This window comes from Isoptericola halotolerans (assembly GCF_003003075.1).
Taxonomy (GTDB): domain Bacteria; phylum Actinomycetota; class Actinomycetes; order Actinomycetales; family Cellulomonadaceae; genus Isoptericola; species Isoptericola halotolerans_A.
In genome coordinates this window covers 102908-121882 of the sequence record NZ_PVTX01000008.1, presented here as the reverse complement: position 1 = coordinate 121882, position 18975 = coordinate 102908, and the positions used below count along the sequence as shown (strand labels likewise).

The 18975-nt window shown below is 72.4% G+C and carries 18 protein-coding genes and 1 tRNA gene; 17 read left to right on the top strand and 2 right to left on the bottom strand.

Going from position 1 to position 18975, the window contains the following annotated elements; genetic code table 11:
* Nucleotides 1–33: 33 nt before the first annotated feature.
* From rpmA to BCL65_RS12440, 13 genes are all read left to right on the top strand, one after another.
* The gene (rpmA, locus tag BCL65_RS12495) at nucleotides 34–294 is read left to right on the top strand and encodes a 50S ribosomal protein L27 (protein ID WP_106268511.1); all 261 of its coding nucleotides are present in this window, start codon (nucleotides 34–36) and stop codon (nucleotides 292–294) included.
* Between the two features lie 117 nt (nucleotides 295–411).
* Nucleotides 412–1935, top strand: a complete 1524-nt coding sequence (gene obgE, locus BCL65_RS12490) for a GTPase ObgE (protein WP_106268509.1) — start codon at nucleotides 412–414, stop codon at nucleotides 1933–1935.
* Nucleotides 1936–1960: 25 nt separating this feature from the next.
* Complete coding sequence (gene proB, locus BCL65_RS12485; protein WP_106268507.1) at nucleotides 1961–3115, top strand: glutamate 5-kinase; 1155 nt, start codon at nucleotides 1961–1963, stop codon at nucleotides 3113–3115.
* Nucleotides 3116–3125: 10 nt separating this feature from the next.
* The gene (locus BCL65_RS12480) at nucleotides 3126–4457 is read left to right on the top strand and encodes a glutamate-5-semialdehyde dehydrogenase (protein ID WP_106268505.1); all 1332 of its coding nucleotides are present in this window, start codon (nucleotides 3126–3128) and stop codon (nucleotides 4455–4457) included.
* Between the two features lie 58 nt (nucleotides 4458–4515).
* Nucleotides 4516–4668 carry a hypothetical protein gene (locus BCL65_RS18020; protein WP_165800016.1) on the top strand — a complete coding sequence of 51 codons (153 nt, stop codon included), beginning with the start codon at nucleotides 4516–4518 and terminating at the stop codon, nucleotides 4666–4668.
* 15 nt (nucleotides 4669–4683) lie between these two features.
* Entirely contained in the window at nucleotides 4684–5289 is a 606-nt protein-coding gene (gene nadD, locus BCL65_RS12475; RefSeq protein WP_258176970.1) for a nicotinate-nucleotide adenylyltransferase, read from the top strand.
* A complete protein-coding gene (locus BCL65_RS12470; protein ID WP_125206540.1) occupies nucleotides 5282–6421 on the top strand; it encodes a hypothetical protein in 1140 nt (379 codons plus the stop codon). The genes nadD and BCL65_RS12470 overlap by 8 nt, the downstream gene beginning before the upstream one ends.
* Nucleotides 6418–6861 (top strand): ribosome silencing factor, encoded by a 444-nt coding sequence (rsfS, locus tag BCL65_RS12465; protein WP_106268499.1) that lies wholly within the window; start codon nucleotides 6418–6420, stop codon nucleotides 6859–6861. The genes BCL65_RS12470 and rsfS overlap by 4 nt, the downstream gene beginning before the upstream one ends.
* 7 nt (nucleotides 6862–6868) lie before the next feature.
* Nucleotides 6869–7555, top strand: a complete 687-nt coding sequence (locus BCL65_RS12460; RefSeq protein ID WP_106268497.1) for a histidine phosphatase family protein — start codon at nucleotides 6869–6871, stop codon at nucleotides 7553–7555.
* Nucleotides 7556–7633: 78 nt separating this feature from the next.
* Nucleotides 7634–7706 (top strand) — tRNA-Ala (locus BCL65_RS12455).
* Nucleotides 7707–7904: 198 nt separating this feature from the next.
* Nucleotides 7905–9149 (top strand): aspartate aminotransferase family protein, encoded by a 1245-nt coding sequence (locus tag BCL65_RS12450; RefSeq protein WP_106268495.1) that lies wholly within the window; start codon nucleotides 7905–7907, stop codon nucleotides 9147–9149.
* Between the two features lie 23 nt (nucleotides 9150–9172).
* Entirely contained in the window at nucleotides 9173–10396 is a 1224-nt protein-coding gene (doeA, locus tag BCL65_RS12445) for an ectoine hydrolase (RefSeq protein ID WP_106268493.1), read from the top strand.
* Nucleotides 10397–10407: 11 nt separating this feature from the next.
* Nucleotides 10408–11790, top strand: a complete 1383-nt coding sequence (locus tag BCL65_RS12440) for an aldehyde dehydrogenase family protein (RefSeq protein WP_106268491.1) — start codon at nucleotides 10408–10410, stop codon at nucleotides 11788–11790.
* A 16-nt stretch (nucleotides 11791–11806) separates the two neighbouring features.
* Here BCL65_RS12440 and BCL65_RS12435 read toward each other — a convergent pair whose 3' ends face one another.
* Entirely contained in the window at nucleotides 11807–12346 is a 540-nt protein-coding gene (locus BCL65_RS12435) for a hypothetical protein (RefSeq protein ID WP_106268489.1), read from the bottom strand.
* A gap of 191 nt (nucleotides 12347–12537) precedes the next feature.
* Between BCL65_RS12435 and BCL65_RS12430 the strand changes: the two genes are divergently transcribed.
* The 4 genes from BCL65_RS12430 to BCL65_RS12415 all read left to right on the top strand — a co-directional run bounded on the left by BCL65_RS12430 (nucleotide 12538) and on the right by BCL65_RS12415 (nucleotide 17426).
* Nucleotides 12538–13395 (top strand): formate/nitrite transporter family protein, encoded by an 858-nt coding sequence (locus tag BCL65_RS12430; protein WP_106268487.1) that lies wholly within the window; start codon nucleotides 12538–12540, stop codon nucleotides 13393–13395.
* 89 nt (nucleotides 13396–13484) lie between these two features.
* Entirely contained in the window at nucleotides 13485–15077 is a 1593-nt protein-coding gene (locus BCL65_RS12425; RefSeq protein ID WP_106268485.1) for a Re/Si-specific NAD(P)(+) transhydrogenase subunit alpha, read from the top strand.
* Nucleotides 15074–16477, top strand: coding sequence for a Re/Si-specific NAD(P)(+) transhydrogenase subunit beta (gene pntB, locus BCL65_RS12420; RefSeq protein WP_106268483.1), 1404 nt, complete (start codon nucleotides 15074–15076; stop codon nucleotides 16475–16477). Before BCL65_RS12425 ends, pntB begins: the two co-directional genes overlap by 4 nt.
* A 16-nt stretch (nucleotides 16478–16493) precedes the next feature.
* A complete protein-coding gene (locus tag BCL65_RS12415) occupies nucleotides 16494–17426 on the top strand; it encodes a ketopantoate reductase family protein (protein WP_106268481.1) in 933 nt (310 codons plus the stop codon).
* Nucleotides 17427–17442: 16 nt separating this feature from the next.
* On the opposite strand, the gene mqo is transcribed toward BCL65_RS12415, so the two are convergent.
* Nucleotides 17443–18939 (bottom strand): malate dehydrogenase (quinone), encoded by a 1497-nt coding sequence (gene mqo, locus BCL65_RS12410; protein ID WP_106268720.1) that lies wholly within the window; start codon nucleotides 18937–18939, stop codon nucleotides 17443–17445.
* Between the last annotated feature and the right edge of the window lie 36 nt (nucleotides 18940–18975).

Sequence of the window (18975 nt, the reverse complement as noted above, 5' to 3'; positions counted from 1 at the left end):
ACTCTCTTCGTACTCCCAGAAAGCAGGCCTGACATGGCACACAAGAAGGGCGCGAGCTCCTCGCGCAACGGTCGTGACTCGAACGCGAAGTCGCTCGGCGTGAAGCGCTACGGCGGCCAGGCCGTCAACGCCGGCGAGATCATCGTCCGCCAGCGTGGCACCCACTTCCACCCGGGCGAGAACGTCGGTCGCGGTGGCGACGACACGCTGTTCGCCCTGGCCGCCGGCGAGGTCGCCTTCGCGACCCGCCGTGGCCGCAAGGTCGTCGACATCGTCGCGGCCGCGCAGGCCTGATCCACCGGATCTGAGCCGTCGCGCAGCGAACCGCTGCCGCACTTCCCACGAGGGGCGCACCATCTCGGGTGCGCCCCTCGTGCTGTTCTCCGCCCGCCGTCCTGAGAGGATCTACCCATGGCCAGCTTCGTCGATCGAGTGGTGCTGCACGCCGCCGGCGGTGACGGCGGGCACGGGGTCGCGTCCGTGCACCGCGAGAAGTTCAAGCCGCTCGGCGGCCCGGACGGCGGCAACGGTGGCGACGGCGGCAGCGTCCGGCTCGTCGTGGACGCCCAGACGACCACGCTGCTCGAGTACCACCACTCGCCGCACCGCCGGGCTCCCAAGGGTGGCCAGGGCATGGGCGACGACCGGGACGGGGCCAAGGGCGAGGACCTGATCCTCCGGGTCCCCGACGGTACGGTCGTCAAGGACCGTGACGGCAACGTGCTGGCCGACCTCGTGGGCGACGGCACCGAGTTCGTCATCGCCGAGGGTGGCCGTGGCGGGCTGGGCAACCGCGCTCTCGCGTCGCCCAAGCGCAAGGCGCCCGGCTTCGCGCTCCTCGGCGAGCCGGGAGAGGAGCGCGAGGTCGTCCTCGAGCTCAAGTCGATCGCCGACGTCGCGCTGGTCGGTTTCCCGAGCGCCGGCAAGTCCTCCCTGATCGCCGCGGTCTCGGCGGCCCGGCCGAAGATCGCCGACTACCCGTTCACGACGCTGGTGCCGAACCTCGGGGTGGTCCAGGCGGGCGACACCCGGTACACGATCGCCGACGTGCCCGGCCTGATCCCGGGCGCCAGCGAGGGCAAGGGGCTGGGTCTGGAGTTCCTGCGTCACATCGAGCGGACGGCCGTGATCGTCCACGTGCTCGACTGCGCGACGCTGGAGCCGGGCCGCGACCCGATCAGCGACCTGGAGTTGCTCGAGGCGGAGCTCGCGGCGTACGCGGGCGACCTGGGCATCGAGGGCGGCCGCGTGCCGCTCACCGAGCGTCCCCAGCTCGTCGTGCTGAACAAGATCGACGTGCCCGAGGCGCGTGAGCTCGCGGAGTTCGTCCGGCCCGATCTGGAGGCACGAGGGCTGCGGGTCTTCGAGATCTCCACCGCCTCGCACGAGGGCCTGCGTCCGCTGACGTTCGCGCTCGGTGAGATCGTCGCGCGGGCCCGCGCCGCGGCGCCCCCGCCCGAGCCGGCCCGGGTGGTCCTGCGGCCCAGGGCCGTCAACGACGCCGGGTTCACCGTCACCCGTCGCACGGACGGCAGCACCGGCCACGTGTACTTCCTGGTCGAGGGGCGCAAGCCGCACCGCTGGGTGCGGCAGACGGACTTCAACAACGACGAGGCCGTCGGGTTCCTCGCGGACCGGCTGGCCAAGCTCGGCGTGGAGGACAGGCTCCTCAAGGCCGGGGCGGTGGCGGGCGACGAGGTCCGCATCGGGACCGAGCGCGACGCCGTCGTGTTCGACTGGGAGCCCACCATGAGCACGGGTGCCGAGCTCCTCGGCGCCCGGGGGACCGACCTGCGCTTCGACGAGCCCTCGCGGCCTACCCGAGCGAGCAAGCGCCAGGAGCACAGCGAGCGGATGGACGCCAAGACGGCGGCCCGCGAGGAGCTGTGGACCGAGCGCGACGCGGGTCACTGGGCGGACCCCGCCGACGACTGACGCCGGTTGCGGGGATGATGGCCTCGTGAACGCCTCCTCCCGCGCTGCGCTGCCCGCCGCTCGTCGGCTCGTCGTCAAGATCGGCTCGTCCTCCTTGACACGGCCGGACGGGCATCTCGACGTGGTGGCGCTGCGGGCGCTGGTGGACGTGCTGGCCGCGCGCCGCGCGCAGGGCCAGGAGGTCGTCCTCGTGACCTCCGGGGCCATCGCCGCGGGCATCGGTCCGGCCGGCCTGGCGGCACGGCCGCGCGACCTGGCCACCATGCAGGCCTGCGCGATGCTCGGGCAGGGTCAGCTGGTCGCCCGGTACAACGAGGCGTTCGCCGCGCACGGCCTGCAGGTGGGCCAGGCGCTGCTCACGGCCGAGGACACGGTGCGCCGCGTGCGGTACCGGAACGCCCAGCGTTCGCTCGAGAAGCTGCTCGCCCTCGGCGTCGTGCCGGTCGTCAACGAGAACGACGCCGTGACCATCGACGAGCTGCGCTTCGGCGACAACGACCGGCTCGCCGCCCTGGTCTCGCACCTGGTCCGGGCGGACGCGATGGTGCTGCTGACCGACGTCGACGGCCTCCACGACGCCCCGCCGAGCCGTCCCGGCGCGCGACGGATCTCGCACGTCGCGGACCTCGCCGACGTCTCCGGGATCGAGGTGACGGCGCGGGGGAGCAGCGTCGGCACCGGCGGGATGGTCACCAAGCTGGAGTCGGTGCGCATCGCGACGGAGGCCGGGGTGCCCGTGGTGCTGACCGCCGCCGCGAACGTGGCCGGGGCGCTGGCGGGCGACGACGTCGGCACCTTCTTCGCCGCCGGCGGCAAGCGGACCACGGCTCGGCGGCTGTGGATCGCGCACGCGGCACGCGCCGCAGGGGTCCTGCACCTGGACGACGGCGCCACGCGCGCGGTGCTGGGTGGACGCGCGTCGCTCCTCCCCGCCGGGATCACCCGGGTCGAGGGACAGTTCGACGCCGGTGACCCGGTGGAGCTGGTCGGGCCGGACGGCTCCGTGGTCGCCCGCGGGCTGGTGGCCTACGACGCCGCCGAGCTGCCGCCGCTGCTGGGCCGGTCCACCTACGAGCTGCGGGACGACCTCGGCGTGGGGTACGACCGCGAGGTGGTCCACCGCGACGACCTGGTGCTCGAAGGACGGAACGGCCTGTCCTCGTCCGCCTCGGCGTCGTAGTCTCGAGGGCATGACCACGACGTTCGAGCACGCAGCGACCGCGACGCCCGGCCCCGTCGGGAGGCCGCAGCCGGACGCCGAGGTGACGGCGGCCGTCCAGGACGTCGCGCGCCGCTCCCAGAAGGCGTCCCGCGTGCTGGCCACCGCGACCCGTGCCGAGAAGGACCAGACGCTGCACGCGCTGGCCGACGCCCTCGTGGCGGCGTCCGGCGAGATCGTGACGGCGAACGCCGAGGACCTCGCCCGCGGGCGGGAGAACGGCATGAGCGACGGTCTGCTCGACCGCCTCACGCTCACCGGCGACCGGGTCGTCGCGATCGCCGACGCCCTGCGTGAGCTCGCCGCGCTGCCCGACCCGGTCGGGGAGGTGGTCCGTGGCCAGACGCTGCCGAACGGGCTGCGGATGCGACAGCTCCGGGTCCCGATGGGCGTGGTCGGCATGATCTACGAGGCACGTCCCAACGTGACGGTGGACGCCGCCGGCCTCGCGCTCAAGTCCGGCAACGCCGTCATCCTGCGCGGCGGCAGCGCTGCGGCGTCGTCCAACACGACCATCACGACGGTCCTGCGCGCGGCGCTCGAGGCCCGTGGGCTGCCCGCCGACCTCGTGCAGTCCATCGACGCCTACGGCCGTCCTGGCGGGATCGCCCTCATGCAGGCGCGCGGTCTGGTGGACCTGCTCGTCCCCCGTGGCGGCGCGGACCTGATCCGCACCGTGGTGGAGCAGTCGACGGTCCCGGTGATCGAGACGGGGACGGGCAACGTGCACGTTTACGTCGACGCCTCGGCGGACCCGGCGACCGCCGTCGAGATCATCATGAACGCCAAGACCCAGCGCGTAGGGGTCTGCAACGCCGCGGAGACCCTGCTGGTGCACTCCGACGCCGCGGAGCGGTTCCTGCCGGCCGCGCTCGCCGCGCTCGGTGGCGCGGGCGTCGTCCTGCACGGGGACGAGGGCACGCGGGCGCTGGCACCCGAGAGCGTCGAGGTGACTCCCGCCACGGACGAGGACTGGGCCACCGAGTACCTCGCGGCCGAGCTCGCCGTGCGGGTCGTCGGCTCGCTCGACGAGGCGATCGAGCACATCCGCACCTGGAGCTCCGGCCACACCGAGGCGATCGTGACCCGCGACCTGGCCGCGTCCGAGCGGTTCGTGGCGGAGGTGGACTCCGCGGCGGTGATGGTGAACGCGTCCACCCGGTTCACCGACGGCAGCCAGCTCGGCATGGGTGCGGAGATCGGCATCTCCACCCAGAAGCTCCATGCCCGGGGGCCGATGGGGCTGGCGGAGCTGACCACGACCAAGTGGGTGGTGCACGGTGACGGTCACGTACGGCCCTGACCGTGCGTCGTGAGAGACTGTGCCCCGACTTGCCCCGACTACTTCTTGAGGAGCCCCCGTGCTGCACACCGCCGTCCAGGTTGCCGAGGAGGCAGCCGAGCACGCGTCGTCCGGGATCTCGCCCGTCATGCTGGGCGTGCTCGCCTTCGGGGGATTCGTCGTCGCGCTGCTCGCGACGTTCGCCTTCCGCAACGCCAGCAACAAGCACTGACGAGACCGCCTACCGGTGAGTGAGCAGGGTCGTCCCCGGATCGGGGTGATGGGCGGTACGTTCGACCCCATCCACCACGGTCACCTCGTGGCCGCGAGCGAGGCCGCGGCGCTGCTCGACCTCGACGAGGTCGTGTTCGTGCCGACGGGCAAGCCCAGCTTCAAGCAGGACACCCGGGTCTCCCCGGCCGAGCACCGGTACCTCATGACGGTCATCGCCACGGCGTCCAACCCGAGGTTCACGGTCAGTCGCGTGGACATCGACCGCCCCGGTCTCACCTACACGGTCGACACGCTGCGCGACCTGCGGCAGGATCGCCCCGACGCCGACCTGTACTTCATCACGGGCGCGGACGCGATCGAGCAGCTCCTGACATGGAAGGACGCGGGATCGCTGTGGGAGATGGCGCACTTCGTGGCCGTCACCCGGCCGGGCCACCGGCTCACGGTCGACGGCCTGCCCTCGGAGGGCGTCACGACGCTCGAGGTGCCGGCGCTGGCGATCTCGTCCACGGACTGCCGTCGGCGCGCGGAGGCGGGCCAGCCCGTCTGGTACCTGGTGCCGGACGGCGTCGTTCAGTACATCGCCAAGCACGGTCTGTATCGAGGTCTCGATGAGTGACAACACGTCCCGGCCGCTGACACGTCGGGAGATCCGCGAACGTGAGCAGGCCGCCGCCGAGGCTGCGGCCCGGCAGGCCGCTCCACCGCCCGGCCCGTCGGCACCGGTCCCCGGTGCGGGCCCGGCCGCCTTCGGGCGCGGTGTGCCGAGCGCCTCGTCGGCGCCGCCCGCCCCGCCGGCTCCGGCACCGAGTGCCGCCGCGCCGCCGTCGCGCCGGTCGTTGCGGGAGCAGCAACCCGCTGCCGCGAGCCCGGCACCCGCTCCCTCCCCGACGGTCCGACCGCCGTCGACGTCCGGCGGGGTGCGGGGCGTCGACGAGACGGGTCGTCTGACGCCGGTGCGCCGCCCTGGCGGTGAGCCCGGCGCGGCCGGGCCGCCGACGCCGACCGGGCCCCCACGCACCTCGGCCCGGCCGTCGCCGCGCCCGGCCACCCCCTTCGGCAGCCAGAGCGGTTCTGCTCCCGCCGGTGGCGCGCCCGGGCGGACCGAGTCGCCGCGATCGCCGTTCGCCGGTGCAGGAGCGGGCGCGTCCGCCTCGTCCGCGTCGTCGGCCACCGGCCCGGAGGCTGCGCCGTCGCCGTTCGAGGGCGCGCCCAGCCGACGCTCGGCGTTCGGCCCGTCGTCGGGTTCCCCGGGCGCGCCGGGTGCGCCCGTCGCGTCGCCCGCGGGCACGCCGCCGGCGGCGGCTCCGACGCAGGCCCGCACCGCGCCGGCGTGGCCTGGTGCGGCGAGCCCCGCCACCCCTGCGGCTCCCGCGAGCCACGACCCGGACGCCACCACCGTCGCCCCGCCTCTGCCGTGGGGCTCGGCGAGCGCCGGGTCGGCCCCCGCCCCGTCAGGTCAGCCTGCGGCACCGCTCCGCCAGGACGCGCCAGGTTCGCCCTTCGCCTCGGTGGTCGGGGAGGGGCAGCCCGTCCGGGTCGACCTCGACCCGGAGCTCGACGAGGACGACGAGTGGGACGAGGCCGAGCCGTCCTACACCTGGCTGCACTACATCGTGCTGGTCGTCGTGGCGTTCGTCCTCGGCGCACTGGTCTGGAACCTCCTGCTCGACGGCCCCGACACGGAGGACTTCGGCACGGAGGAGGCATCGGCGACCATGACGCTGACCGACGAGGGAGGAACCCGATGACGGCCACGGATCGCGCGGTCGAGCTGGCGATCACCGCGGCGCGTGCCGCCTCCCAGCGCAAGGCCCAGGAGATCATCGCCCTCGACGTCAGCGAGCAGCTGGTCCTCACCGACGTCTTCCTCATCGCGTCGGGCACGAACGAGCGCCAGGTCGGCGCCGTCGTCGACGCCGTCGAGGAGGCGATGTTCGCCGCCGGCGCCAAGGCGATCCGCCGCGAGGGCAAGGCCGAGGCGCGCTGGGTCCTGCTCGACTTCGGCGACGTCGTCGTGCACGTGCAGCACGCCGAGGACCGCGTCTACTACGCCCTCGAACGGCTCTGGAAGGACTGCCCGGCGATCGACCTGCCCGACGACGCCCGTGGCGGCGACGGTGCGGCGGCCCGCGAGGAGTTCGGCGACACCCCGCCCGACGGGACGATCCGACTGTCCGGCGGGCTGTGAAGCGGTCGTGACGGCGGGGACCATCGTGCTGCTGCGCCACGGGCGCACGGCCTACAACGCCGCGATGCGGCTGCAGGGGCAGATCGACATCCCGCTCGACGAGGTGGGCCGCTGGCAGGCGGCGGAGGGTGCCTCCGCGCTCATCGCCTCCCACCGGGCGGCGCGGATCGTCTCGTCCGACCTCGTGCGTGCCGTGGACACCGCCAACGCCTATGCGGCGCTCGTCGGGGCCGCGGTCGAGACCGACGCGCGGCTCCGGGAGCGGGCGTTCGGCGACTGGGAAGGGCTCACGCCCCCGGAGATGGCCGCAGGCTGGCCGGCGGAGCGCGAGGAGTGGCGGCGCGGCGGCGAGCCGCAGGGCATCGGGGCGGAGACGAAGGTCGCCGTGGCCGACCGGATGGTGACGGCGGTCCTGGAGCACGCCGAACCGTTGGGCAGTGACGAGTGTCTCGTCGTCGTCTCGCACGGGGCGGCGATCTCCCTGGCGATCACCGGGCTGCTCGGGCTCGACGCCGGGGGCTGGCGCGGCATCTCCGGCGTCAACAACGTCCACTGGTCCCACCTGCACCGATCCGCCCCCGGGGCGGTGCCCGGCTGGCGGCTGGTGGCGCACAACGTGGGTGCCGGGTACCCGCTGGACCGCTGGCAGGCGGGTCCGCACGCGGATTTGGAGCCTGAGCCCAAGTCTGCCTAAGATATCTCCGTTCCCGAGGGGCGCAAGCCCGCAGGAAGTGCACGAACATCCCGAATCCGGCGTCCGCGTCAGGTTCACGGGGCTGTGGCGCAGCTGGTAGCGCATCTGCATGGCATGCAGAGGGTCAGGGGTTCGAGTCCCCTCAGCTCCACCGAAGAGACGACGAAGGCCCTGCCGTGAGGCGGGGCCTTCGTCGTCTCTCGTGTTCGTCGACGGGCCGCTGGTCCTGGTCGGCCCTCATCGGTCCTGCTGGCGCGACAGCCGCGCCGCCGTGCTGGGGAGATGTCCCCGCGGTAAACCCTCGGCCGCACCTGTTGACAGCCCTGGAGGGGACACGTAGAAGTGGTCAATGGAGGCGTTCGAGAAGTGGGAATCCGAGATCCGCGGCTACAGCCGCACGTACCCGACGGTCTTCGCGTCGGCATCCAACGCCCGGCAGGTCGATGAGGCCGGACGCAGCTATGTGGACTTCTTCGCCGGCGCAGGAGTCCTGAACTTCGGTCACAACAACCCGCGCATGAAGCGCGCGATGATCGAGTTCCTCGAGGCCGACGGCGTGGCGCACAGCCTGGACATGGCGACCACCACGAAGCGCGACTTCATCGAGAAGTTCGCCGAGACCGTGCTGGCTCCCCGCGACATGACCATGAAGATGCAGTTCATGGGGCCGACGGGCACCAACGCCGTGGAGGCGGCGCTCAAGCTCGCCCGGCGGGTCACCGGCCGCCGTGACGTCGTGGCCTTCACCCACGGATTCCACGGCATGACCCTCGGTGCGCTCGCGGCCACCGCCAACGACTACTTCCGCAACGCGGCAGGTGTGCCGCTGGACAACGTGGTGCGGCTGCCCTTCGACACCGCGCCCGGGGGAGGCGTCCGGGCGATCGAGGACTTCCGCGCGCTCCTCGCCGACGCCTCGAGCGGGTTCGTCCCGCCCGCGGCGTTCCTGGTGGAGACGATCCAGGCCGAGGGTGGCGTGAACGTCGCGAGCGCCGAGTGGCTGCGCGCGGTCCAGGACCTGGCGCACGAGGTGGGTGCGCTGTTCATCATCGACGACATCCAGGTCGGCTGCGGCCGGACGGGAAGCTACTTCAGCTTCGACGGGATGGGGCTGGACCCGGACATCATCTGCCTCGCCAAGGGCATCGGCGGGTTCGGGACGCCGTTGGCGATGAACCTCGCGAAGCCGGAGCACGACGCCCATTGGTCGCCCGGCGAGCACACGGGGACGTTCCGGGGCCAGGGGCTGTCCTTCGTGGCCGGCCGCGAGGCGCTCACGTACTTCGACGACGACGCGCTCATGGACGAGGTGCGGGCCAAGGGCGAGACCATGGCCCGGTCGCTGCGCTCGCTCGCCGACGACGTCGACGCCGGGCTCGACGTCCGTGGCCGCGGGATGGTCCAGGGCCTCGACGTCGGCGACGGTGCGCGGGGCAAGGCCGTCGTCGCCGACTGCTTCGCCTCGGGCATGCTGATCGGCGCGTGCGGCAGCGGCGGCCGCGTGCTGAAGCTGATCCCCCCGTTGACCATCCCCGAGGAGGACCTCGAGGAAGGGCTGCAGATCCTCGACAAGGCCGTGCGACGTGCCATCTGAGACCTGACCGACAGGAGACCGGGATGAACCCACGCGAGGACATGACGTTCCCGTTCGAGGAGTACGAGAGGCGCGTGGGCGAGCTGCGCCGGCGCATGGCCGACAGGCTGCTGGACGCGGTGGTGATCACCGATCCGGAGAACCTGATGTATCTCACGGACTACCAGACGACGGGCTACTCCTTCTTCCAGGCGCTGGTGGTGCCGCTGGACGGCGAACCGTTCATGATCACCCGTGCCATGGAGGAGTCGAACGTCCATGCCCGGACCTGGGTCGAGACGACGCGCCCGTACCCCGACACCGGCGACGCGATCCAGGGGCTCGTCCAGGCGATGCGCGAGTTCGGCCTGCACACCAAGGAGGTCGGCTACGAGCGCAACAGCTACTACTTCCCCGCGTACCACCAGGACTACATCCACGCGAGCTTCACGGAGGGCCGGCTGCTCGACTGCTTCGGCATCGTCGAGGAGGGCCGGGTGTGCAAGTCCGCCGTGGAGATCGAGGTCATGCGCAAGGCCGCCCAGGCGACCGAGGCCGGGATGCGCGCGGGCCTGGAGGCCTGCGTCGCCGGCGTGACGGAGAACGACATCGCCGCGGAGATCAGCTCGGCCATGTTCCGCGCCGGCGGTGAGTTCCCCGCCGTGATGCCCTACGTGACGTCGGGGCCACGGAGCATGATCGGTCACGCGACCTGGGAGGGCCGGACCGTCCAGCCCGGCGAGCACGTGTTCCTCGAGGTGGGGGGATGCTTCCGCCGCTATCACACGGCCATGATGCGCACCGCCGTCCTCGACGACCTCTCGGACTCGATGCTCGAGGCACAGGAACGGATGAAGCTCGCGCTCTCCGAGGTGGAGGCGGCGATCCGGCCGGGCCTGACCGTGTCCGACGCCGACAACATCGTGCGCAGCATCATCAGCGAGAACCGCGTGGGCGCCCGGCTCGTCACGCGGTCGGGGTACTCGATCGGCATCGCGTTCCCGCCGAGCTGGGACGAGGGCTACATCGTGAGCCTCAACCAGGGCAACCCTGCCATCCTGCGCGAGGGGATGACGTTCCACATCCTGCCGTGGATGTGGGGCGTCGACGGTGACAAGACCGTCGGCATCTCCGACACCGTCCACGTCACGGCGGACGGCTGCGAGTCCTTCTTCACGCTCGACAAGGACTTCACCGTCAAGCCGGAGCACGCGGCGAGCTCCGTGCCGCACGAGGGTGCCACGCCCATCCGTCCCGAAGTCGCCTGAGAGGAGCATCCATGCTGACTGCGATCGACCCCAGCACCGGACAGGTCGTGCGAGAGGTAGCCCCGTCCGGCGCTGCGGAGGTGGAGTCCCTGCTCGCCGCCGCGGAAGCCGCGCGGGCCGACTGGGCGGCCCGCGGGCTCGACGGACGGGCAGAGGTGCTCCGCGGGGTGGCTGCCCGGCTGCGGGCGCAGGTCGAGGAGTTCGCCCCGCTGATGACCGAGGAGATGGGCAAGCCGATCGGTGAGGCGCGCGGCGAGGTGGAGAAGGCGGCGTGGTGCTTCGAGCACTACGCCGACCACGGGGCCGGGTACCTGGCGCCGGAGACCATCGACTCGGATGCCACCCACAGCTACGTGCAGCACCTGCCGCTGGGGACCGTCCTGGGCGTCCTGCCCTGGAACGCGCCGTTCTGGCTCGCCGCGCGGTTCGCGGCCCCCGCCCTGATGGCGGGCAACACGTGCCTGATGAAGCACGACCCGCACGTGCCCGGGTGTGCACGGGCGATCGCGCAGGTCGTCGCGGCCGAGCTGTCCGCGGCCGGTGCACCGGCCGGCGTCTTCGGCAACCTGCCGCTGGAGACGCCCGCGGTCGCCGACGTCATCCGCGACCGGCGCGTGGACGCGGTGTCCTTCACGGGGTCCGCGAAGGGCGGCGCCGCCGTCGCGAGCCTGGCGGCGGGGGAGATCAAGCCCACCGTGCTGGAGCTGGGCGGGTCGGACCCGTGCCTGGTGCTGGCCGACGCCGACCTGGACGCCGCGGCGGACACGATCACCCTGTCCCGCATCATCAACGCCGGCCAGTCGTGCATCGCCGCGAAGCGGATCATCGTCGAGTCGGCGGTCTACGCCGACATGGTCGAGCGGCTGCGCCTGCGGCTCGAGAAGCTGACCGTCGGGGATCCTCGCGCGGAGGGGACCGACGTCGGCCCCATCGCGCGCGAGGACCTGCGCGACGGGCTCCACCGCCAGGTCAGCGAGACGGTCGACGCCGGAGCGCGCCTGCTCCTCGGCGGCGAGGTGCCGTCCGGGCCCGGCTACTTCTATCCGGTCACGCTGCTGGCCGACGTCACGGAGGGCATGACGGCGTGCCGGGAGGAGACGTTCGGCCCGGTCATGGTGGTCATGGAGGCCGCCGACGCCGAGGAGGCGATCGCCATGGCGAACCGGACCGACTACGGGCTGGCGGCCAGCGTGTGGTCGACGCCCGAACGGGGCGAGGCGATGGCCCCGCGGATCGCAGCCGGGCAGGTCGCGGTGAACGGCATCGTCAAGACCGATCCGCGGTTGCCCAGCGGGGGGATCAAGCGCTCCGGCTACGGCCGCGAGCTCGGACCGCACGGCATCCGCGAGTTCGTCAACGCCCAGCAGGTGTGGGTGGGCCCGCGCCGGGGCTGACCTCGGTCACTGTGGCTCAGGGCGTCGCGGTCCCGGTGGGCCCGTCGTCGGTGGTGCCCCAGCGGACGTCCGCGACCATGTCGCCCGCGCCGTCGCCCACGGCGAAGAGAGTGAGGCGGTGGTCGCCCGCCAGCCCGCGGAGCGTGACTCTCCACCAGCCGTCGCCGAGCTCCGCGACGTTCGCCGGGACAGGCCGCGCGGCATCGTCGGCGTCGGGCGTCAGGCTGACGGTCAGCTCGTCGAACTCTGCCACCGGCACGTGCACGAACATCTCGGGTGGGTTCCCGACGGAGGGCGGGTCGTCGTCGACGCCGTCCGCGCACCCCTGGCGGTAGCAGTAGGTGAACGGGTACAGCAGCAGGGCGTCGTGCCCCGTCCGCACCTCGAAGGGCGGCGGCTGTGCGGTGTCGTCGGAGTCCGGCCAGCGACCGTGCACCTGGGTCGCGCTCGGCGTCGGGACGACGGCGGGTGGCGGCCCGCCGGCGGGGTCCCCGACGCACGCCGCGAGGCCGAGTGCGACGACGACGCCCAGGCCGGTGACGGCAGCAGTCCTCATGCCGTGACTGTGTCTCGCCCGGCGTCCTCCTTGCACGCCCCCTCACGGCAGCGCCCGGCGTGCGGTGAGGAAGTCGCGCCAGAGCCGTAACACCGACGATCTCCAGCGGCAAGACCCGGCGGGAACCCTGGTGCGGGTCAGGCTCCGGGACACCGACGCCCGGGAGCCGCCCCTCGACGAAAGGAGCCGCCGTGCCGTACGTGAAGCCGAACGAGCTCGTCACGCAGATGATCGACGCTGGCGAGTCCAAGGTCCACCTGTCCACGCGGGACACGCTCATCCGGGCGTTCATGGGGGCGGCCCTGCTGACGGTCGCCGCAGCCTTCGCCGTCACGGTGTCGGTCCAGACCGGCAACCCGCTCCTGGGTGCGATCCTCTTCCCCGTCGGCTTCTGCCTGCTCTACCTGCTCGGGTACGACCTGCTCACCGGGGTGTTCACGCTCGCCCCGCTGGCCTGGCTCGACAAGCGGCCGGGCGTGACGGTGGGGGCCGTGCTGCGCAACTGGGGCCTGGTCTTCGTGGGGAACTTCGCCGGTGCCTTCATGGTCGCCGTCTTCATGACGATCTACTTCACCTACGGGTGGTCCACGGAGCCCAGCGAGGTCGGGCAGGCGATCGGTCACATCGGTGAGGGTCGGACGGTCGGCTACGCCGAGCACGGCGCCGGCGGGATGCTCACGCTGTTCGTCCGCGGCGTCATGTGCAACTGGATGGTCTCGACCGGGGTCGTCGCCGCGATGATGTCCCGGAGCGTGATCGGCAAGGTGGTCGGCATGTGGATGCCCATCATGCTGTTCTTCTACATGGGGTTCGAGCACTCGATCGTCAACATGTTCCTGTTCCCGGCCGGGCTCCTCATGGGTGGCAGCTTCACCGTCGTCGACTACCTCGTCTGGAACGAGATCCCGACGGTGATCGGCAACCTCGTCGGTGGGCTGACGTTCGTCGGCCTCATGCTCTACACGACGCACTACCGGACCAAGCCCCGGCGTGGCGCGCGGCCGGCACCGGCCGCGGAGCCCGACGACCTGGTGGGGGCCACGCGCTGATACCTCGTCTCGCTGTGCGACCCGGTCTCGTCTTCGCCGTGCGGACCGGGTAGGTTGCAGGGGTTTCCGACCGAAGGAGGTCAGAGCCCGTGCAGATCGGTATCCCGCTCGAGTCGCGCCAGGGCGAGCGGCTCGTCGCCGCGACGCCCGCCACCGTGCGCCAGCTCACCGCGCTCGGCTACGACGTCGTCGTCGAGGCCGGCGCGGGGGAGCGCGCGAACCTGCCGAACAAGGCCTACGTCGAGGCCGGTGCCCGGATCGGCGAGCGTGCCGACGTCTGGGCGTGCGACGTCGTGACGAGCGTCAACGCTCCCTCCCCGGCGGAGCTGGACCTGCTCACGCCGGGGAGCACGCTCATCTCGCAGCTCGCCCCCGCGGCACGACCGGAGCTGGTCGACGCCCTGGCCGAGCGTCGGGTCACGGCGCTGGCGCTCGACGCGGTCCCGCGGATCTCGCGGGCCCAGGCGCTCGACGTGCTGTCGGCGCAGTCCAACGTGGCGGGGTACCGCGCGGTGATCGAGGCCGCGGACGAGTTCGGTGGCATGTTCACGGGGCAGGTGACCGCTGCCGGGACGACGCCGCCCGCCACCGTGTTCGTGATCGGTGCGGGTGTCGCGGGGCTCGCGGCGATCGGCACCGCCTCCTCGTTGGGTGCGAAGGTGCGGGCGTTCGACGTCCGCCCCGAGGCGGCCGAGCAGATCGAGTCGCTGGGCGCGACCGCCGTCCGGGCCGAGGGCGCCTCCCAGGAGGTCAGCGCCGACGGCTACGCCAGCGCCCTGACCGGCGACCAGGAGGCGGCGACGCGCCGGACCTACGCCGCCGAGTCCGCGGGGGCGGACGTCGTGATCACCACGGCGCTCGTCCGGGGCACCGCCCCCACCACCATCACGGCCGAGATGGTGGCCGCGATGCGTCCGGGGTCGGTGATCGTCGACCTCGCCGCCGCCGGCGGAGGCAACTGCGAGCTGACGGTCCCGGGCGAGCGGGTGGTGAGCGACGGCGGCGTGATCGTGCTCGGGTACACCGACCTGCCGGGGCGCATGCCGCAGCACACCTCCCAGCTGTTCGGCACCAACGTGGTCAACCTGGTCACGCTCCTGACACCGGCCCGGGACGGCAGCCTGGTGATCGACCTCGACGACGTGGTGGTGCGCGGCATGACGCTCACCCGCGACGGCGAGGTGCTCTGGCCGCCGCCGCCGGTGCAGGTCTCCGCGGCACCGGCACCGACAGCGCCGCCCCCCGAGCCGGCACCCAGCAGCACGGACCCCGCCGCGGAGGCCGCCGCACGGCGGAGCAGGTCGCGGCGGAACGGGGTGCTCACGGTGCTCGCCGCGCTCCTCGCAGGTCTCGCGGTCGCGGTGTCGCCGCCGGACGCCGTCGGCCACTTCACGGTGTTCGCCCTCGCCGTCGTCGTGGGCTACTACGTCATCTCGGCCGTCACGCACGCCCTGCACACGCCGTTGATGGCCCAGACCAACGCGATCAGCGGCATCATCCTGGTCGGCGCGCTGCTGCAGATCGGCGTCGACGACTGGCTGGTCACGTCCCTGGCCGTCGTCGCCGCCACCCTGGCGTCGATCAACGTGTTCGGTGGGTTCCTCGTCGCGAACCGCATGATCCGCATGTTCCGCAAGGGTTCGCCGTCGGGCGCCCCCGTGACGTCGGAGGTGGCCCGATGACGGTGCTGTCCGTGGTCCAGGCCACCTACGTGGTCTCGGGCGTCCTCTTCATCGGCTCGCTGGCCGGGCTGTCCAAGCAGGAGTCGGCCCGTCGCGGCAACGTGCTCGGCATGCTCGGTATGGCGTTGGCACTCGTGGCCACCGTCGCCCTGGCTCTCGAACAGTCCGAGCGGCCGTGGCCGGTGACCGCCGGTCTGATCCTCCTGGTGCTCGTCGTGGGTGCGACGGTCGGCACCTGGCGGGTCCGCAAGATCGAGATGACGCAGATGCCCGAGCTGATCGCGCTCCTGCACTCGTTCGTCGGGCTCGCGGCCGTGCTGGTCGGGTTCGGGTCGTACCTGACCGAGCAGCACGCGGGCACCGTGCACCTGGTCGAGGTCTTCCTCGGGATCCTCATCGGCGCCGTGACCTTCACCGGGTCGATCGTCGCCAACCTCAAGCTGGCGGCGAGGATCAGGTCCGCACCGCTCAACCTGCCGGGTCGCAACGCGATCAACCTGGGCCTCGTCGTCGCGTCGGCCGGGCTGCTGGCCTGGTTCCTCGCGGCGGCGAGCGCCGGGTCGGACGCCGTCGCGCTCACGGCGCTGGTCCTTGCCGCCGTCGTCGCGCTGGCGCTCGGCTGGCACCTCGTCGCCTCCATCGGCGGTGGCGACATGCCGGTGGTCGTCTCCATGCTGAACTCGTACTCGGGATGGGCCGCCGCGGCCGCGGGCTTCATGCTCGGCAACGACCTGCTCATCATCACCGGCGCCCTCGTGGGGTCCTCCGGCGCGATCCTGTCGTACATCATGTGCCGGGCGATGAACCGCTCGTTCGTCTCGGTCATCCTCGGCGGGTTCGGGACGGAGCCCGGCACCGTCGCGGCGGGCGTGTCGGGCGAGCACCGGGAGACCTTCGCCGCCGACGTCGCCGAACAGCTGACGTCCGCGAGGTCGGTCATCATCGTGCCGGGCTACGGCATGGCGGTCGCGAAGGCACAGCATCCCGTGGCCGACCTCACCGAGAAGCTCCGCGCTCGCGGCGTGGACGTCCGCTTCGGTGTGCACCCCGTCGCGGGCCGGCTGCCGGGCCACATGAACGTGCTGCTGGCGGAGGCCAAGGTGCCCTACGACGTCGTGCTGGGCATGGACGAGATCAACGGCGACTTCGGGTCGACGGACGTCGTCCTCGTCATCGGCGCGAACGACACCGTGAACCCTGCCGCCCAGGAGGACCCCGGCTCACCCATCGCCGGGATGCCGGTGCTGGAGGTGTGGCGCGCGCGCGACGTCGTGGTGTTCAAACGCTCGATGGCCACCGGGTACGCCGGTGTGCAGAACCCGTTGTTCTTCCGCGAGAACACGGCGATGGTCTTCGGCGACGCGAAGGAGCAGGTGGAGCGGATCATCCAGTCGCTGTGAGCGCTACGCTCGGGCGATGACCAGCGCGAACGATCTGCACCGGCCCCTGATCGCCGTCGTCGGCCCGGGGGCTGTGGGCGGACTGGTGGCCGCCCTGCTGCAGCGGGCCCGGCACGACGTCGTCCTCGTCGGACGCCCGGGCACGGCCCGGCGGGTGACCGAGCACGGGCTCGAGATCGTCACCGACCGGTTCGGTGCCTGGCACGCCCCGCTGCGGGCGACGACGTGGGTGCCGCGCGGCGCCCGGGTGCTCGTGGCGGTCAAGGCCGAGGGCGTCGCCGAGGTCGCCGGGACGATCGCTGCCGGTCGGCCTCCCGAGGTCGTCTCGCTCCTCAACGGGATCGATCACATGGAGTCCTTGCGGGCTGCCCTCGCGGGGCCCGGCGGCCCGGCCGCGTACGAGAGCGTCGTGGTCGGGGCGTCCTACGCCGGCGAGACCTTGCGCACCGGGTCGGGCCCGGACACGGCCCTGACGGTACGCCACCGCGGTGAGCTGCTGCGGATCACCGTGCCCGCCGAGGCCGGTGACCTCGAGGTGGTCCAGGCCTTGCGCGACACGGAGATCGAGGTCGTGACGGCGGGCAGCGAGACCGAGGTGCTGTGGTCCAAGCTGCGCTTCCTCGCGCCGCTGGCCCTGCTGACGTCCGTGCACCGGACCGGGGTGGGTGCGGCCTTGGACGCCGACCCGGTGCTCACCGACGGCGTCCTCGGTGAGGTGGCGGCGGTCGCCGCGGCCGAGGGCGTCACCACGACGGCCGAGGACCTGCGCACGATCCTGCGAGGGTTCCCGCCGACGATGCGGTCGTCGTTGCAGGCCGACCTGGCCGCCGGTCGCACGGGCGAGCTCGACGCGATCGGCGGGGCGGTCGCACGGCGCGGTGCCGCACGGTCGGTGCCGACCCCGACGATCGAGCGGGTCGTGGCCCAGCTCGCTCGCAGGGTCGGCTGACCGTTCCCGGCCGCGTTCAGAAGCGGGAGTCGGCCCGGGACTCGTAGACGCTGGCGGGCAGCACGCCACCGTTCTGCGCGGCGAGCTCGGTGGCGGACAGCTCGGACGCCGCGTCCGTCGTGGTGTCGATCTCGCGGGCGTCGGCGGGCATGCCGTCGAGGCTCGGCATCATCGCGGCGAGACGGGGGCGCCAGCCGGCGAACTCGGTGGGGAAGCAGCGGCCGAGCAGGTCCACCATCGCCGAGACCGCGGTCGAGGCGCCCGGCGAGGCGCCGAGGAGGCCGGCGATCGACCCGTCCGCGGCGGAGACGATCTCCGTGCCGAACTGCAGGACGCCCTTGCCGTCGGCGTCACGCTTGATCACCTGCACGCGCTGCCCGGCGGTGATCGTCTCCCAGTCCTTGGGGTGGGCGGTCGGCATGAACTGCTGCAGCGCGTGGAACTTCGTCTCGGGCGCGGCGACGAGCTGGCCCACCAGGTACTGCGTGAGGTCGAGGTTCTTGAGGCCGGCGCCGATCATCGACGTCAGGTTGTGGGCACGCAGCGACGTCACCAGTCCCAGGTACTTGCCCTTCTTGAGGTACTTGGGGCTGAACCCGGCGTAGGGGCCGAACATGAGGTAGCTCTTGCCGTCGACCACACGGGTGTCCAGGTGGGGGACGGACATCGGCGGAGCGCCGACGTCGGCCTTGCCGTAGACCTTGGCCTGGTGCTGCGCCACGACCTCCGGGTTGTCGGTGCGCAGGAACTCTCCGGAGATCGGGAACCCACCGAAGCCCTTGATCTCGGGGATGCCGGCGGACTGCAGCAGCGGCAGGGCGCCGCCGCCGGCGCCGACGAAGACGAAGCGCGCCGTGACGGTGGACGTCCGCTGGGGTGCGTTCCACGAGCGGTCCTTGACGCGCAGGCGCCAGCCGCCGTCGCGGGTGCGCTTGAGCGAGCGGACCTCGTGCTGGAGCTGGAGCTGGGCACCGTGGGCCACGAGCCCGTCGACGAGCTGGCGGGTGAGGTTGCCGAAGTCGACGTCCGTGCCGGCGACGGACCGGGTCGCGGCGATCGGCTCGTCCGCGTCGCGCTCGGCGGTGAGCAGCGGAGCCCACCGCTCGATCTCGGCGCGGTCGGTGGAGAACTCCAGGTCACGGAAGAGCGGGTGGTCGCTGAGTGTCTGGTGCCGACGGCGCAGGTAGTCCACGTTCTTGGCGCCGCGCACGAACGTCATGTGCGGGGTGCGGCTGACGAACGAGGAGTCCGCGAGGCGGCCGGTGGCCAGCAGGTGGTGCCACAGCTCCCGCGAGGTGTGGAACTGCTCGTTGATCGCCACCGCCTTGGAGATGTCGATGGTGCCGTCCGCCTTCTCCGGCGTGTAGTTCAGCTCGCACAGCGCGGCGTGACCGGTGCCGGCGTTGTTCCACGGACTGGACGACTCGAGCGCGACCTCGTCGAGGCGCTCGATGATACGGATCGACCACGTCGGCTCGAGCTGCTGGATCAGCGTGCCGAGGGTGGCGCTCATGATGCCGCCGCCGATGAGGACGACGTCGACGGCGTC

Bases quoted from the DNA above. Each gene is read 5' to 3' on its own strand.
- rpmA (WP_106268511.1), top strand. From the start codon at position 34: ATGGCACACAAGAAGGGCGCGAGCTCCTCGCGCAACGGTCGTGACTCG.
- obgE (WP_106268509.1), top strand. From the start codon at position 412: ATGGCCAGCTTCGTCGATCGAGTGGTGCTGCACGCCGCCGGCGGTGAC.
- BCL65_RS12480 (WP_106268505.1), top strand. From the start codon at position 3,126: ATGACCACGACGTTCGAGCACGCAGCGACCGCGACGCCCGGCCCCGTC.
- BCL65_RS12470 (WP_125206540.1), top strand. From the start codon at position 5,282: ATGAGTGACAACACGTCCCGGCCGCTGACACGTCGGGAGATCCGCGAA.
- rsfS (WP_106268499.1), top strand. From the start codon at position 6,418: ATGACGGCCACGGATCGCGCGGTCGAGCTGGCGATCACCGCGGCGCGT.
- BCL65_RS12450 (WP_106268495.1), top strand. From the start codon at position 7,905: ATGGAGGCGTTCGAGAAGTGGGAATCCGAGATCCGCGGCTACAGCCGC.
- doeA (WP_106268493.1), top strand. From the start codon at position 9,173: ATGAACCCACGCGAGGACATGACGTTCCCGTTCGAGGAGTACGAGAGG.
- BCL65_RS12440 (WP_106268491.1), top strand. From the start codon at position 10,408: ATGCTGACTGCGATCGACCCCAGCACCGGACAGGTCGTGCGAGAGGTA.
- BCL65_RS12435 (WP_106268489.1), bottom strand. From the start codon at position 12,346: ATGAGGACTGCTGCCGTCACCGGCCTGGGCGTCGTCGTCGCACTCGGC.
- pntB (WP_106268483.1), top strand. From the start codon at position 15,074: ATGACGGTGCTGTCCGTGGTCCAGGCCACCTACGTGGTCTCGGGCGTC.
- BCL65_RS12415 (WP_106268481.1), top strand. From the start codon at position 16,494: ATGACCAGCGCGAACGATCTGCACCGGCCCCTGATCGCCGTCGTCGGC.
- mqo (WP_106268720.1), bottom strand. From the start codon at position 18,939: ATGAGCGCCACCCTCGGCACGCTGATCCAGCAGCTCGAGCCGACGTGG.